The 13,787-nt window shown below is 62.3% G+C and carries 12 protein-coding genes; 6 read left to right on the forward strand and 6 right to left on the reverse strand.

The window, feature by feature from the left end; genetic code table 11:
- Nucleotides 1–116: 116 nt before the first annotated feature.
- The 4 genes from OKC40_RS05915 to glyA form a co-directional block, all read right to left on the reverse strand.
- The gene (locus OKC40_RS05915; RefSeq protein WP_270794464.1) at nt 117–770 is read right to left on the reverse strand and encodes a riboflavin synthase; all 654 of its coding nucleotides are present in this window, start codon (nt 768–770) and stop codon (nt 117–119) included.
- Between the two features lie 55 nt (nt 771–825).
- The gene (ribD, locus tag OKC40_RS05920; RefSeq protein WP_234601218.1) at nt 826–1,935 is read right to left on the reverse strand and encodes a bifunctional diaminohydroxyphosphoribosylaminopyrimidine deaminase/5-amino-6-(5-phosphoribosylamino)uracil reductase RibD; all 1,110 of its coding nucleotides are present in this window, start codon (nt 1,933–1,935) and stop codon (nt 826–828) included.
- A gap of 301 nt (nt 1,936–2,236) precedes the next feature.
- Entirely contained in the window at nt 2,237–2,686 is a 450-nt protein-coding gene (gene nrdR / locus OKC40_RS05925; RefSeq protein WP_005338880.1) for a transcriptional regulator NrdR, read from the reverse strand.
- A gap of 150 nt (nt 2,687–2,836) precedes the next feature.
- Complete coding sequence (gene glyA, locus OKC40_RS05930) at nt 2,837–4,090, reverse strand: serine hydroxymethyltransferase (protein WP_234601219.1); 1,254 nt, start codon at nt 4,088–4,090, stop codon at nt 2,837–2,839.
- 58 nt (nt 4,091–4,148) lie between these two features.
- On the opposite strand from glyA, the gene OKC40_RS05935 reads away from it, so the two are divergent.
- Together OKC40_RS05935 and OKC40_RS05940 are read left to right on the forward strand one after the other, a co-directional pair.
- Nucleotides 4,149–4,400, forward strand: a complete 252-nt coding sequence (locus OKC40_RS05935; protein WP_234601220.1) for a hypothetical protein — start codon at nt 4,149–4,151, stop codon at nt 4,398–4,400.
- 15 nt (nt 4,401–4,415) lie between these two features.
- Nucleotides 4,416–4,700, forward strand: coding sequence for a hypothetical protein (locus OKC40_RS05940; protein ID WP_234601221.1), 285 nt, complete (start codon nt 4,416–4,418; stop codon nt 4,698–4,700).
- A gap of 47 nt (nt 4,701–4,747) precedes the next feature.
- Here the strand turns inward: OKC40_RS05940 and torS are convergent, their stop codons facing one another.
- Nucleotides 4,748–7,570 carry a TMAO reductase system sensor histidine kinase/response regulator TorS gene (torS, locus tag OKC40_RS05945; RefSeq protein ID WP_234601222.1) on the reverse strand — a complete coding sequence of 941 codons (2,823 nt, stop codon included), beginning with the start codon at nt 7,568–7,570 and terminating at the stop codon, nt 4,748–4,750.
- A gap of 70 nt (nt 7,571–7,640) precedes the next feature.
- Here torS and torT point away from each other — a divergent pair, with 70 nt between their 5' ends.
- Together torT and OKC40_RS05955 are read left to right on the forward strand one after the other, a co-directional pair.
- A complete protein-coding gene (gene torT / locus OKC40_RS05950) occupies nt 7,641–8,687 on the forward strand; it encodes a TMAO reductase system periplasmic protein TorT (protein ID WP_234601223.1) in 1,047 nt (348 codons plus the stop codon).
- A 37-nt stretch (nt 8,688–8,724) separates the two neighbouring features.
- Nucleotides 8,725–9,129 carry a GFA family protein gene (locus OKC40_RS05955; protein WP_005338893.1) on the forward strand — a complete coding sequence of 135 codons (405 nt, stop codon included), beginning with the start codon at nt 8,725–8,727 and terminating at the stop codon, nt 9,127–9,129.
- A gap of 36 nt (nt 9,130–9,165) precedes the next feature.
- On the opposite strand, the gene torR is transcribed toward OKC40_RS05955, so the two are convergent.
- Nucleotides 9,166–9,876 carry a two-component system response regulator TorR gene (gene torR, locus OKC40_RS05960; RefSeq protein WP_075114370.1) on the reverse strand — a complete coding sequence of 237 codons (711 nt, stop codon included), beginning with the start codon at nt 9,874–9,876 and terminating at the stop codon, nt 9,166–9,168.
- A gap of 145 nt (nt 9,877–10,021) precedes the next feature.
- Here torR and torC point away from each other — a divergent pair, with 145 nt between their 5' ends.
- Together torC and torA are read left to right on the forward strand one after the other, a co-directional pair.
- Nucleotides 10,022–11,188: a pentaheme c-type cytochrome TorC gene (gene torC, locus OKC40_RS05965; RefSeq protein ID WP_234601224.1), complete on the forward strand. Its 1,167-nt coding sequence runs from the start codon at nt 10,022–10,024 to the stop codon at nt 11,186–11,188.
- Between the two features lie 40 nt (nt 11,189–11,228).
- Nucleotides 11,229–13,721: a trimethylamine-N-oxide reductase TorA gene (torA, locus tag OKC40_RS05970; RefSeq protein ID WP_182933624.1), complete on the forward strand. Its 2,493-nt coding sequence runs from the start codon at nt 11,229–11,231 to the stop codon at nt 13,719–13,721.
- The last annotated feature ends 66 nt before the right edge of the window (nt 13,722–13,787 follow it).

The raw sequence follows: 13,787 nt of genomic DNA on the forward strand, positions 1-13,787 counted from the left end.
CAGCAGGCTCAACGCAAATGCGAGTGTATGTTGCTCTAGATTGGGGCGAGCGGCCCCATTTCAATCAGAGCGGGATCACAGAAAATCGTTTTGGTGGCCGGATTCAGCCCACACCGTCAGAGAAAACCGGCCTTGGCCAGGGTCTCCATAGTCAGGGTCGAGGCGCTGCTCTCCTGGGGCTTGCCCATCATCAGCCGCTCCAGATAGCGGGCGATCTGATCCACCTCGAGGTTGACCTTGTGGCCCGGCTTCCAGCTGGCGATGGTGGTCTCCTGGGCGGTGTGGGGCACGATCGTCAGGCGGAAAAGATCGCCCTGCACCGCGTTGACGGTGAGGCTGATGCCATCCACCGCAATGGAGCCCTTCTCGGCGATGTAGCGGGAGAGCTCCCCCGGCGCCTTGATCCAGTATTCGATGGCGCGGCCGCTGCTGGAGACGCTTTTCACTTCCCCTACCCCATCCACGTGGCCGGAGACCAGATGGCCGCCGAGGCGGGAGGTGGGCATCAGCGCCTTCTCGAGGTTGACCCGATCGCCCACCCTGGCGGCGGCAAAGCCGGTGCGCGACAGGGTTTCCAGCGATACATCGGCGGTATAGCTCTTGTCGCCCAGCGCAACCACGGTGAGGCAGACGCCGTTGGTGGCGATGGAATCGCCCAGCTTGACGTCGCTAAAATCCAGGCTCGGCGCATGGGCGGTGAGGGCCATGTCGTCGCCCTGACGGCGCAGTTCGGCCAGGGTTCCCACCGCTTCGATAATTCCGGTAAACATGCAGATCACCTTGCTGATGAGGGGGGCAGATTATGCCCCCTTTAACATTGATAAATCAGGCTATTTTGGCGGTAATGCGAATATCCTGGCCGACCATGCGCACATCCTTGATGTTGAGCTTGGGTGCCTGGAACAAGCGTGTTAGGCCCGGCAGATGGAACAGGCCGCGCCCCTCATCGCCCATCAGTTTGGGCGCCTGATAGAGCACCAGCTCATCCACCAACCCCTTATCCAGTAGAGCGCCGCACAGCCGTGGCCCCGCCTCTATCAGCACCGAGTTGACGTTCTGCTTGGCCAACAACATGAACAGGCTAACCAGATCCAGCTTGCCATCCAGCAGTGGCAACTCCAGCTGCTGCACCCACTCGGGCCACTCGCCAGCGGCTTTGTGGCGGGCCAGCAGCACCGGACTCTCGCTCTGGAACAGCGGCAGGTCGGGGGTAAGGCGGTTTTGCGAATCGACGATGACCCGCAGCGGCTGGCGCAGGGTCTCTTTGGGATAGCTGGCCTTTACCGAGGGGGGCAGCTCGTCCCAGCGCACGGTCAGGGAGGCGCCGTCAGCCAGCACCGTCTCGGCGCTGGAGAGCACCGCATCGTGACGGGCCCGCAGCCGCTGCACATCGCGGCGCGCATCCGGGGAGGTGATCCACTGGCTCTCGCCGCTCGCCATGGCGGTGCGGCCATCGAGGCTGGCCCCCAGCTTGACCGTCACCCGCGGGAAGGCGGTACGCATCCGCTTGAAAAAGCCCGGGTTGAGCGCTTCGGCTTCACTCGCCAGCAGGCCGAAATCGGTCTTGATACCCGCCTCGGAGAGCATCCGCAGGCCACGCCCACCCACCTCGGGGTTGGGATCAACCATGGCTGCCACCACCCGGGCCACCCCGGCCTTGATCAGCGCCTCGGCACAGGGGGGAGTGCGACCGTGGTGGGAGCAGGGTTCGAGGGTCACATAGGCGGTGGCGCCACGGGCGTTGTCACCGGCGGCGCGCAGGGCATAGACCTCGGCATGGGGCTCGCCCGCCTTCTGATGCCATCCTTCGCCGACTACCACGCCATCCTTGACCAGCACGGCGCCGACGCAGGGGTTGGGAGCCGTGGTGTAACGGCCGCGGCGGGCCAGTTCGAGGGCCCGACTCATCCATTGGTAATCATCTTGACTAAACATCCGGGCTCCTTTGACAACACATCTCGACTTTACGCAGTATCGTAGGTTCGATTAGCGCAGCGTAATCGGACGCGGCAACATGGGTGAGAATGGCGGTTTACTTCTCCAGCTTGGCAATCTCTTCGCCAAACTCGCGAATATCTGCGTGTCCTGAGGTAGAGAGGGGCAAAGCAGATATCCGCTTGCCCATCCGATACCATCATTTCTCCAATTTGGCGATCTCTTCGCCGAACTCGCGGATATCTGCGTGTCCTGAGGTAGAGAGGGGCGAAGCGGATATCCACTTGCCCATCCGATACCATCATTTCTCCAATTTGGCGATCTCTTCACCGAACTCGCGAATATCTTCGAAGCTGCGATAGACGGAGGCAAAGCGGATATAGGCCACCTTGTCCAGACTCTTGAGCTCATCCATCACCAGATTGCCCACCAGCTCGGAGGCGACTTCGCGCTCGCCGGTGGCACGCAGGCGCGATTTGATATGGTTGACCGCCTTTTCGATGGCCTCCATGCTCACCGGCCGCTTCTCCAGCGCCCGCAGAATGCCGGCACGCAGCTTGTCTTCGTTGAACGGCTCGCGGGAGCCGTTGGACTTGATGACGCGGGGCATCACCAGTTCGGCCATCTCGAAGGTGGTAAAACGCTCGTGACAGAGCAGACACTCACGACGGCGGCGCACCTGATGGCCTTCTGCCACCAGACGGGAATCGATCACCTTGGTATCAACCGCACTACAGAATGGGCAATGCATCGGACCTCCGGCGTTAATGGAACAGGGACCGGCCCAGCGGGCCAGGATCTAGGTCGGCCAGTGTAGCACGGCCATCCAAAACCGGTAAAAGCCAGAAAAAACAATGCCACCCGCAGGTGGCATTGGTCTCAAACAGAACGATCAGGCTTATCAGCCATAGACCGGGAAACGGCGGCAGATATCCAGCACCTTCTCGCGTACGGTGGCCAGCACGGCATCGTTGTCGTGGTTGTCCAGCACGTCGCAGATCCAGTGGGTCAGCTGGATGGACTCGGCTTCCTTGAAACCGCGGCGGGTGATGGCCGGGGTACCGATACGCACACCGGAGGTGACGAACGGGGAGCGCGGGTCGTTGGGCACGGAGTTCTTGTTGACGGTGATGTTGGCTTTGCCCAGCGCGGCGTCAGCGTCCTTACCGGTCAGCTCGCGGCCGATCAGGTCAACCAGCATCAGATGGTTGTCGGTACCGCCGGAGACGATCTTGTAACCACGCTCGATAAAGGTCGCAGCCATCGCCTTGGCATTTTTCACGACCTGAGCCTGATAGGTCTTGAACTCGGGCTCCAGCGCCTCTTTGAAGGCAACGGCTTTACCGGCGATGACGTGCATCAGCGGGCCACCCTGACCACCCGGGAAGACGGCGGAGTTGAGCTTCTTGTAGAGCTCCTCGTCGTCAGCGGCAGAGAGGATCAGACCACCGCGCGGACCGGCCAGGGTCTTGTGAGTGGTAGAGGTAACCACGTGAGCGTGGGGCACCGGGTTCGGATAGACGCCTGCAGCGATCAGACCGGCCACGTGGGCCATGTCGACGAACAGGTAGGCACCGATCTTGTCGGCGATTTCGCGCATGCGAACCCAGTCAACGATACCGGAGTAAGCGGAGAAGCCACCGATCATCATCTTCGGCTTGTGCTCAATGGCCAGACGCTCCATCTCGTCGTAGTCAATCTTGCCGGACTCATCGATACCGTAAGGAATGATGTTGTAGAGCTTGCCGGAGAAGTTGACCGGAGAGCCGTGAGTCAGGTGACCGCCGTGGGCGAGGTTCATGCCCAGTACGGTGTCGCCCGGTTGCAGCAGAGCCATGTAGACGGCGCTGTTGGCCTGGGAGCCGGAGTGTGGCTGCACGTTGGCGTAAGTAGCACCGAACAGCTCTTTGGCGCGCTCGATGGCCAGGGTTTCGACCACATCCACATACTCGCAACCACCGTAGTAACGCTTGGAGGGGTAACCTTCGGCGTACTTGTTGGTCAGCTGGGAGCCCTGGGCTTCCATGACACGGGGGCTGGTGTAGTTCTCAGACGCAATCAGCTCGATATGCTCTTCCTGACGACGGGTTTCGTCTGTGATGGCCTGCCACAATTGCGGATCATAATTGGCGATGGTCATGTCACGTTTCAACATCCGTTTCTCTCCTGAAAATCGTTTGCGCGTTAGGTGAAGTGGGCGCGGGCATTGTAACGTGAGCTGGATCAAAGAGACAGTCCAACCACCTAAAAAAATGTTGAATTTATGTTGTAAAAAACAAGATTCCCTCCCCGTTCAATACCCTGGCCCCTTCGCCAAAAGAGACATTTTTCATCCCGCGGTTGGGCGGGCAAAACCCGAAGGGGATCACAACGCCGTCGTGATCCATCCTGTAACATATTCATTCGAAACAAATTTAATGGTGATGGAGCTGATTGCCGCCACCCACCCGAAGGGCGACATCTGACCGGAGGAGTTCAAGATGGACCATCTGCTGACATTCGTGATCCTGGCTGTCTTTTTTCTGTTCTACTGGGTCTACTACACCAGCCAGCGCAAACATGTTTCTACCACCTCGTGGGATCAGCTCCCCACCAAAGCCGAATATCTGGCGGCCCACTCGGAAGCGGTCGATGGCGACATCATCTTCTGCCACCACTGCGGCCACCACGAGTTGCTGGAGGTGGGCATGGTGCATCTGACCGATTTTCGCCGGGAATGGGTCTGCGCCAAGTGCAAGCAAGTGCTGTTTCGCGAGATCGAATAACGGCGCGGGGCCGATTCCCCCTGACCTTTGTACCCCGCCAGAAGGGATTAGGGCTGTGCATCCCTGTTGGCCGCCAGCCAGCGCTGCAGTGAAGCCACCGCCTCGTCAAATTGCGACCCGATTGCCGCTGGCTCCCCGCCTCCCGCCTCAAGGGCCGCACAGTGGCTGGCAAACCCGGTCAACCCCAGCGCCAGCGCACTCCCCTTGAGCTTGTGCGCCAGTTGACGTTGCTCACTCCCCTCCCCCTGAGCCAACTCATCCACCAACACCCGCCCTTGCGACTCAAACAGCGCGACCAGCTGGCGGATCCGCGCCATGCCGAGCAGAGGCAGATCGGCGTCCAGTACCGGATTGGCCCCCTCAGGCTGGTTAGTCGAAGGCGCGGCAGCTAGCTGCACAGGCGGCTCGATAGAGGCGTCCTCTTGCCGAAACAGCTGATCGATGGCGTTCGCCAGCACCGCCAGCCGCACCGGCTTGCCGACAAAATCGATAAACCCGGCGGCGAGGCAGTGGCGGATATCCTCCGGATACATCTGGGCCGAGATGGCGATGGCGGGCAACGGCCGCTCATGCACCTCCTCGCTGATGGCGGCCAGATCCTCACGCAGGGTGATGCCATCCATGTCGGGCAAGTTGATATCGAGCAGCGCCAGCTCGAAGGGACGTTCGGTCACCAGTGCCAGCGCGCTGCGACCATCCTCGGCCAGGGTGACGCGATGGCCGAGGCGAGTCAGCATGCCGTGCGCCACCAGCCGATTGATCTCGTTATCCTCCACCAGCAGGATGTCGCGGGACTGGCCAAGGTGCAGCGGCTGCGCCTCGGCGGGCAGTTGGGCGCTCGATCGCTGCAACGGCAGGCTGAAGCTGAATTCACACCCCTTGCCCGGTTCGCTGGCAAGGCGCAGCTCGCCCCCCATGGCGGCCACCAGCTTGCGGCTGATCGCCAGTCCCAGCCCGGTGCCGCCCAGATGGCCCACATCTCGCTGGCGCTGGCGAAACGCCTCGAACACCGCCTCCTGCTCATCGGCCGGAATGCCGGGGCCGGTATCGCGCACCACGAAGCGGATGCAGGGCTCGGCGCAAGGGCCTTGGCAGGCAAGAGGCGCCACCGTAAGGGTAATCTGGCCACGGGCGGTAAACTTGACCGCATTGCCGAGCAAGTTGCCGAGCACCTGCCGAAGCTTGCCCAGATCCCCCTCGACCACAGGCGCCAGCCCGGGCGCATATTCCAGCGCCAGGGTGACCCCCTTGGCCGCTGCCTTTGGTCGGAACAGTGAGCTGAGCTCATCCACCAGCAGGAACAGGGGGAATGGCTCACGACGCGCCTCCACATGGCCCGCCTCAATCTTGGAGTAGTCGAGAATATCGTTGAGGATCTCCAGCAGGGATTCGCCACTATGCTCGATGGCGGCCAGATAGCGCTGCTGGGTATCGCTCAGGTGGGTATCTTCCAGCAGTGTCAGGCCCCCCAGAATGCCGTTCATGGGGGTGCGGATCTCGTGGCTCATGGTGGCGAGAAACACCGACTTGGCGCGGTTGGCCTGTTCGGCCTCGGCGCGGGCCTGCCGCTGCTTCTCCACCTCCTCATTGAGCCGCTCGTTGGCGTGGCTGAGCTGGCCGGTGCGCTCCTCGACCCGCGACTCCAGCTCTCGCTGATAACGGCCCAGCTCCACCGCATTCTCACGAAACACCTGTAAAGCTCGGCCCAACTCCGCCAGCTCATCGCGTCCGGTACTGGCGATCGGCTCAAGAGGGGCCAGGTCCCCGCGCGCCAACCGGCTCATCCCCGCCACCGCCCGTTGCAGCGGCCAGACGATCCGACCGTAGACCATGCGCCACATCAGCAGCATCAGTAGTAGCAGGGTGAGCAGGCCAATGCCCATCAACGCCTGCTCCAGCAGCCTGAGGCGCTGGCTTAACGCCTGCTGGCTTTGCCCCAGCGAATCGCGGGCACGGCTGACCAGCTCTCCGACCTGCTGGTTGAGACTGCTCATCAGGGCTTCATTGGCATTGGCCAGCACCCGCAGCGCCTCCCCCTTGCCGAGCCAGTCGCTGCGCAGTTGCACCAGCTTGTCGCTCTGCGCCAGCACAGTCAGCGCCTGCTCCACCGCCTGACGGCGAGCCGGATCGGTCACAGCCCCGGCCCGCAGTTGCAAGATGGCCAGCTCCCGCTGCCCCTCTTGCAATAGCGTTTGCAACTGTTCCTGTCGTTCGCTGCGCCACATCTCCTCAATGCGCTGCTGCTGCATCAGGGTGCGATGACGCAACTCGGTCATCTGCTCAAGCCAGTCGAGATCCTGCTCCAGCAAGCGATCCAGCGTCCGGGCCGCTTGCCCACCTTGCTGTTGGTAGAGGGAACCCAATCCCGCCACCATCACGGTTTCGGCGTTCTCCATCTGACTGCGCGCCAGCTCGGCGATCTGCCCAGCCGCCGCCACCAGACGGGCCCGCTGCGCCTCCCCCTGCGCCATCAGGGTTAACCTTTCCCCCACAAGCCAGCCCTGCTGGCCCAGATTGCCGATGATGCTCTGGCTGAGCTGATCGAGGCTTGTTGAACCCTGCCCACGGCCAAGTTGCGCCAGCACCTGTTGTAGCTGTTGCCCCTGCAGAGTGAGCAAGCGCCCCTGATGCTCCCGCTCCTGCTCGCTGGTTGCGGTGGCCAGCAGCCGTGACGCGCTCTGGATCTCGCCGCTGAGGCGAGAGAGCGTGCGGGCCAGCTCCTGATCGGCCAGGGTCTGCTGCACCCCTTGCTCCAGCTGGCGCAGATGGCTAAGCCCCACCCAGCCCAGCAGGGAGGCACTCAGGGTCAACAACGCCATCAGGGAGAAGGCCAGCAGCAACTTGCCACCCAGGCCGGAAAAGATTCTCACGGGAAGTCCCTTGGTTGTGGTCGGCTTTGACCGGATAATATGGCCCAACACTTTAACAAAACCCTTGACCATGCGAAGCGTCTATCTCTCCCCGTTGTTGCTGATCTGGTTGCTAATGCTTCCCCGCGCCGCCCTCGCCTTTGCGGTCGATATCTGGCCCGGCGGCGAATTCAGTGGCCAGCCGCTGCGCCAGCAGTGGCAGGAACCCGCCGCCGCAACCCAACCGCTGACCCTCTGTGCCCTCTACCCCCATCTGCGCGATGCCTACTGGCTTTCGGTCAATCAGGGCATGGTTGACGAGGCGAAGCGGCTGGGAGTCAAGTTGCAGATCCACGAAGCGGGGGGCTATGGCGCCCTCGCCGAGCAGCGCCAGCAGTTGCAGCGTTGCGTGCAGGAAGGGAGCGACGCCATCTTGCTCGGCTCGGTGAGCTATCAGGGCTTGCGCGAGGCCATCAAGGTCACGCCGTTGCCGCTCTTTGGGCTGGTCAACGATCTGCCCAGCGGTCTGGTGCACGCCAAAGTGGGGGTCTCCTGGTACCAGATGGGCTGGCAGATTGGCCACTGGCTGGCGCAGCGTCACCCCGCCGGCAGCAAGCCGGTCTCGGTCGCCCTCTTCCCCGGCCCGCAGGCAAGTGGCGGCAACAACTTCGTCGAGCCGGGCTTTGCCGATGCCATCAAGGGGAGCGCCATCAAGCTGGTCACCACCGAGCGCGGCGACAACAGCCGGGAAATCCAGCGCACACTGGTACAGCAGACGCTAGCCCGCTATCCCGAACTCGACTATTTGGTGGGGGGCGCCATCGCCGCCGAAGTGGCGGTCAACGAGCTTGCGCAGCGCCATCTCGACAGACCCCGGGTGCTGAGCACCTACTTCAGCCACGGGGTACAGCGGGGCCTGCGCCGGGGCAAGATCCTCGCCGCCAACAGCGATCAGATGCGCCTGCAAGGGCGCCTTGCGGTCGCTCAGGCGGTCTGCCTGCTGCAACACCCTGATGCCAATGCCGAGCAGTGCCCTCGGGTGATGGGGCCGCCCATTCTGACGCTGTCTGCACCGCTGGCCGACCCCGCCGATTCCCTCTCGGATGGCGCTTTTCGTCCCGTCTATCGGGTCGAATAGCCGTTCCAAATCCGATCAGCCCACTCAAGGAGAAGAGATGAAAGAGTTACATGCCAGCTGCCTGTGCGGCGCCGTCGCCCTGACCCTGCCGGATCAGTTCGACTATATGGGGAACTGCCACTGCAGCGAATGCCGCAAGTTTTCAGGGGGAGATTACGCCTCGGTCGGCGGACTTGATGGCAACAAGGTCACCATAGTGAAGGGGGAAGAGGCCATCGGCCGCTACCGGAAATCGGCAGAGACCACCCTGGCCTTCTGCCGTCACTGCGGCTCCAGCCTGTTCAGCCAGAAGAGCAGCAGCGGCAAGATCAACCTGCGCCTCGGGGTACTGGACGATGTGCCGAGCCAGCGACCCGCGTTTCACATCTTCGTTGGCTCCAAGGCGCCCTGGCACCAGATTGGCGACGACTGCCCGCAATTTGATACCCGCCCGCCGGTCTGATACCCGGTCAAACAGGTCAAGACCACCGTAACGGGGTCAGGAGGCTATCTCGCCGGCAAACAGATAGCCTTCACCATGGACGGTGACAAACAGCTGGGGATCCCGCGGATCCGCTTCCATCTTGCCGCGCAGCCGCCGGATCAACACGTCTATGGTGCGATCGCTCGGGCCATCGCCGCGATGGCTGATGAGGGTCAGGATCCGCTCCCGACTGAGCACCCGCCCGGCATGGGCGACAAAGGCCACCAGCACTTCATATTCCGCCTTGGTCAGACGCACCGGCACCCCGTCCTTGCTGAGCTGGCGACGAGGAATGTCAAAACGCCAGGGGCCGAAGCGCACCGCATCGTCGGTCGTCTCGGGTTCACTCGGGGCGGCGGCCAACGAGATCCGCCACAGCAGGTTCTTGACCCGCACCAGCAACTCCCGCAGCTCGAACGGCTTGGTGACATAGTCGTCAGCCCCCATCTCGAGGCCGACAATCTTGTCCACCGCATCGCTGCGGCCGGTGACCAGAATGATCCCCACCGTGCTGCGCGCCCGCAGTTCACGGGTCAACAGCAGACCATCTTCCCCCGGCAGGTTGATATCCAGCATCACCAGATCAACCGTCTGCTCCGCCAGCACGGCGCGCATCTCCTGGCCGTTTTCGACCGCCGTCACCCGATAGCCCTCCCGCTCGAAATAGCCGGTCAGCTTCTCGCGGGTCACCGCATCATCTTCAACAACCAGAATGTGGTAGCTCATGGGCAGGGTTCACGATGGTCGACAAGGGAGGATTATTCTATTCACATTTTGTCATAAATACCCCTATTTCATTAATTTGTGGCGGCAGCCCTGTTCACAACGCCTCCCTATCATGGCCCCCATCAAAAAAGTGATGTGAGAGAGCATGATGAAAAAACTGTGGCACTTCCTGCGCACTCCCAGCCGTCGCTGGTCGGTACTGGCGCTGCTTCTGGTGGGCGTCGGCGTCACCCTCGCGGGCACCGTCGGCCTGCACTACGGCTTTGAGAAAACCAGCAGCCTCGAATTCTGTATCTCCTGCCACTCCATGAAAGACACCGTCTATCCGGAGTACAAGGAGTCCATCCACTTCAAGAATGCCTCCGGGGTACAGGCGGTCTGTACCGACTGTCACCAGCCGAAGGACTTTGTCGGCAAGGTGGCCCGCAAGATGGAGGCGGCCAACGACCTCTATCAGGAGTACATAGGCCACAGCATCGACACCCAGGAGAAGTTCGAGGACCGGCGCCTGCATCTGGCCGAGAAGGTGTGGGCACGGATGAGCAGCCAGAACTCCAAGACCTGCAAGTCCTGCCACAGCTACGACAACATGGATCACGCCAAGCAGTCCCCGGCGGCCGCGCTGGCGATGAAAGACGCGGCGGCGAAGAACATGAACTGCATCGAGTGCCACAAGGGCATCGCCCACGAACTGCCCAATATGGCGGGCGGCTTCCGGGCCACTTACGCCACCCTGGTTAACGACGCGCAAGAGGCGCCAGCCACCGAGACCCTCTACAACCTGGGTGAAAAAGATCTCTATGCCAGCGAACAGAGCACCGACCCGGTCGGCAAACTGCTGCCTGCCTCCCGCATCGACGTGGTAGATCGCAGCGGCGATCGCCTCAAGGTGACCATCGAAGGATGGCGCGAGAGTGACGGCAAGGGCCGGGTGCTGAGCGAATACATGGGCAAGCGGGTCTTCGTCGCTACCATCCGTGATGAACTGAAAGCGAGCGAGAAAGTGCTCAAGCAGGAGACCGACAGCGCCACCCATATCAAGTGGGAACAGGTTCAGGTGCAGGCCTGGGTCGATGCCAAGGGCTTTGAGTCCTCGCTCAAACCGATCTGGGATTACGCTGGCGAGATGTACAAATCCACCTGCAACTCCTGCCACGGCGCGCCGGATCCCGCTCACTTCACTGCCAACGGCTGGATCTCGGGGCTCAAGGCGATGTCTGCCTACTATCGCCTGAGCAAGGAAGAGGAGCGCACCCTGCTCAAATACCTGCAAAACCATGCCGCCGATACCGGTGGTCAGGGCAGCCACTAATTCCGGATTCGAGTTCCGGATCCGAGAGAGGAATAACAAGATGATCAATATTTCCCGTCGTGGTTTTCTGGGTGGCTTGCTGGCCAGCGGTGCCTCTGCCCTGATCGGCCCCTCCCTGCTCGGTCGCGCCGTGATGGCCGCCGAGTCCGGCGACAAGCTGGTGCAGTCCGGCTCCCACTGGGGCGCCTTCCGTGCCCGTGTGGTCGATGGTCGCTGGGTCGAGACCCTGCCATTCGAGCATGACAAGCACCCCACCGAGATGCTCAAGGCCCTGAGTGAGGTGGTCTACAACCCCTCCCGCATCCGCTACCCCATGGTGCGGCTGGACTGGTTGCGCAAGGGCCACCAGTCCGACACCAGCGAACGTGGCCAGAACCGCTTCGTGCGGGTCACTTGGTCACAAGCGCTGGACTTCTTCTATCACGAGCTGGAGCGGGTGCAGAAGACCTATGGCCCGAGCGCCCTCTATGCCGGTCACTCCGGCTGGCAGTCGGTGGGCAAGCTGCACTCCGCTGGCGCCATGCTGGGGCGCGCCATGAACCTGCACGGCACCTATCTGGCCAAGGCCGGTGACTACTCCACCGGTGCCGCCCAGGTGATCCTGCCCCACGTGGCGGGTGCCATGGAGGTGTATGAGCAGCAGACCTCCTGGCCGCTGGTGCTGGAGCACAGCAAGACCATCGTTATCTGGGGCTCCGATCCCATCAAGAACCTGCAGGTGGGCTGGCTGGTGCCGGATCACAGCGTCTACGACTACTGGGCGCAGCTGAAAGAGAAGGTGGCCAAGGGCGAGATCCGGGTGATCAGTGTCGATCCGGTCAAATCCAAGACCCAGAAGTACCTCAATTGCGATCAGGTGACCCTGAATCCGCAGACCGACGTGCCGCTGATGCTGGGCATCGCCCACACCCTCTACAGCGAGAAGCGCCACGACGAGGCGTTCCTGAAGAACTACACCACCGGCTTTGACAAGTTCCTGCCCTACCTGCTGGGCACCAGCGATGGTCAGGTGAAAGACGCCGAGTGGGCCGCCGCCATCTGTGGCGTCCCTGCCGAGACCATCCGCGAGCTGGCCCGCACCATGAGCAGCGGCCGTACCCAGCTCATCGGCGGCTGGTGCGTGCAGCGTATGCACCACGGCGAGCAGTACGCCTGGATGCTGGTGGTACTGGCCTCGATGATTGGCCAGATCGGCCTGCCGGGGGGCGGTTACGGCTTTGGCTGGCACTACAACGGAGCGGGCACCATCACCTCCAGCGGCCCCATCATGTCCGGTTTCAGCTCGGTCATTCCCGGGGTCAAACCGCGCCATGACGGCGACTGGAAGGGCTACTCCAAATTCATTCCGGTGGCCCGTTTCGTCGACTGCATCCTCAATCCAGGCAAACAGATTGCCTTCAACGGCCAGACCATCACCTACCCTCACATGAAGATGGCGGTGTTCTGCGGCAACAACCCGTTCCACCACCAGCAGGATCGCAACAAGATGGTCGCGGCCTGGCGCAAGCTGGAAACCGTGGTCAGCATTGATCACCAGTGGACCGCCAGCTGCCGCTTCGCCGACATAGTACTGCCTGCGACCACTACTTATGAGCGCGATGACATCGAGCAGTGGGGCTCCCACTCCAACGCCGGCATTCTGGCCATGTACAAGGTGGTGGAGCCGTTGTTCGAGGCACGCGATGACTACGACATCTTCGCCGACCTCTGCCGTCGCTTCGGTCGCGAGGCCGAGTTCACCGGCGGCAAGAGCAAGCTGGAGTGGATCCAGAGCATCTATGACGACGCCCGCCTGCAGGGCCGCGGCATCGGCATTCGTCTGCCCCGTTTCAGCCAGTTCTGGCACGGCGAGGGCTTCGTCACCTTCCCGGCGGGCCAGCCCTGGGTGCGCCACGAGTCGTTCCGTCAGGAGCCGGATCTGGAACCCCTCGGTACCCCGTCCGGCCTCATCGAGATCTACTCCAAGACCATCGCCGACTACGGCTATGGGGATTGCCCGGGCCATCCGGTCTGGATCGAACCCTACGAGCGCTCTCACGGCGGGCCGGGCAGCAAGCAGTACCCACTGCACCTGCAATCCTGCCACCCGGACAAGCGACTGCACAGCCAGCTCTGCTCCTCCGACAACTACCGCGCCACTTACACGGTGCAGGGTCGCGAGCCTGTCTACATGAATCCGCAGGATGCCAAATCTCGTGGCCTCAAGGACGGCGATCTGGTGCGGGTGTTCAACAGCCGCGGCCAGGTGCTGGCCGGGCTGGTGGTGAGCGATGACTACGCCCGCGGCGTGGTGCGCATTCAGGAAGGAGCATGGTATGGCCCGCAGGAGGGCGGCAAGGTCGGTACTCTCTGTACCTACGGAGACCCCAACGTGCTGACCGCCGACATCGGCTCTTCCAGCCTGGCACAGGCCACCACGGCCCATACCGCGCTGGTGGAGATCGAGAAGTTCCACGGACCGGCACCCGCCGTCACCGCGTTCGGCGCGCCGGAATCGGCAAAGGGCATCGACCCCATGTTCCCGGCACTCTGACCCCAAGGGGACGAAAGCACCCCCTTGAGTTTCCTTTATTTTTAAAGTCGTTAGAATCGGGAGCCA

This window comes from Aeromonas sp. QDB11, assembly GCF_027705265.1.
Classification (GTDB): domain Bacteria; phylum Pseudomonadota; class Gammaproteobacteria; order Enterobacterales; family Aeromonadaceae; genus Aeromonas; species Aeromonas allosaccharophila.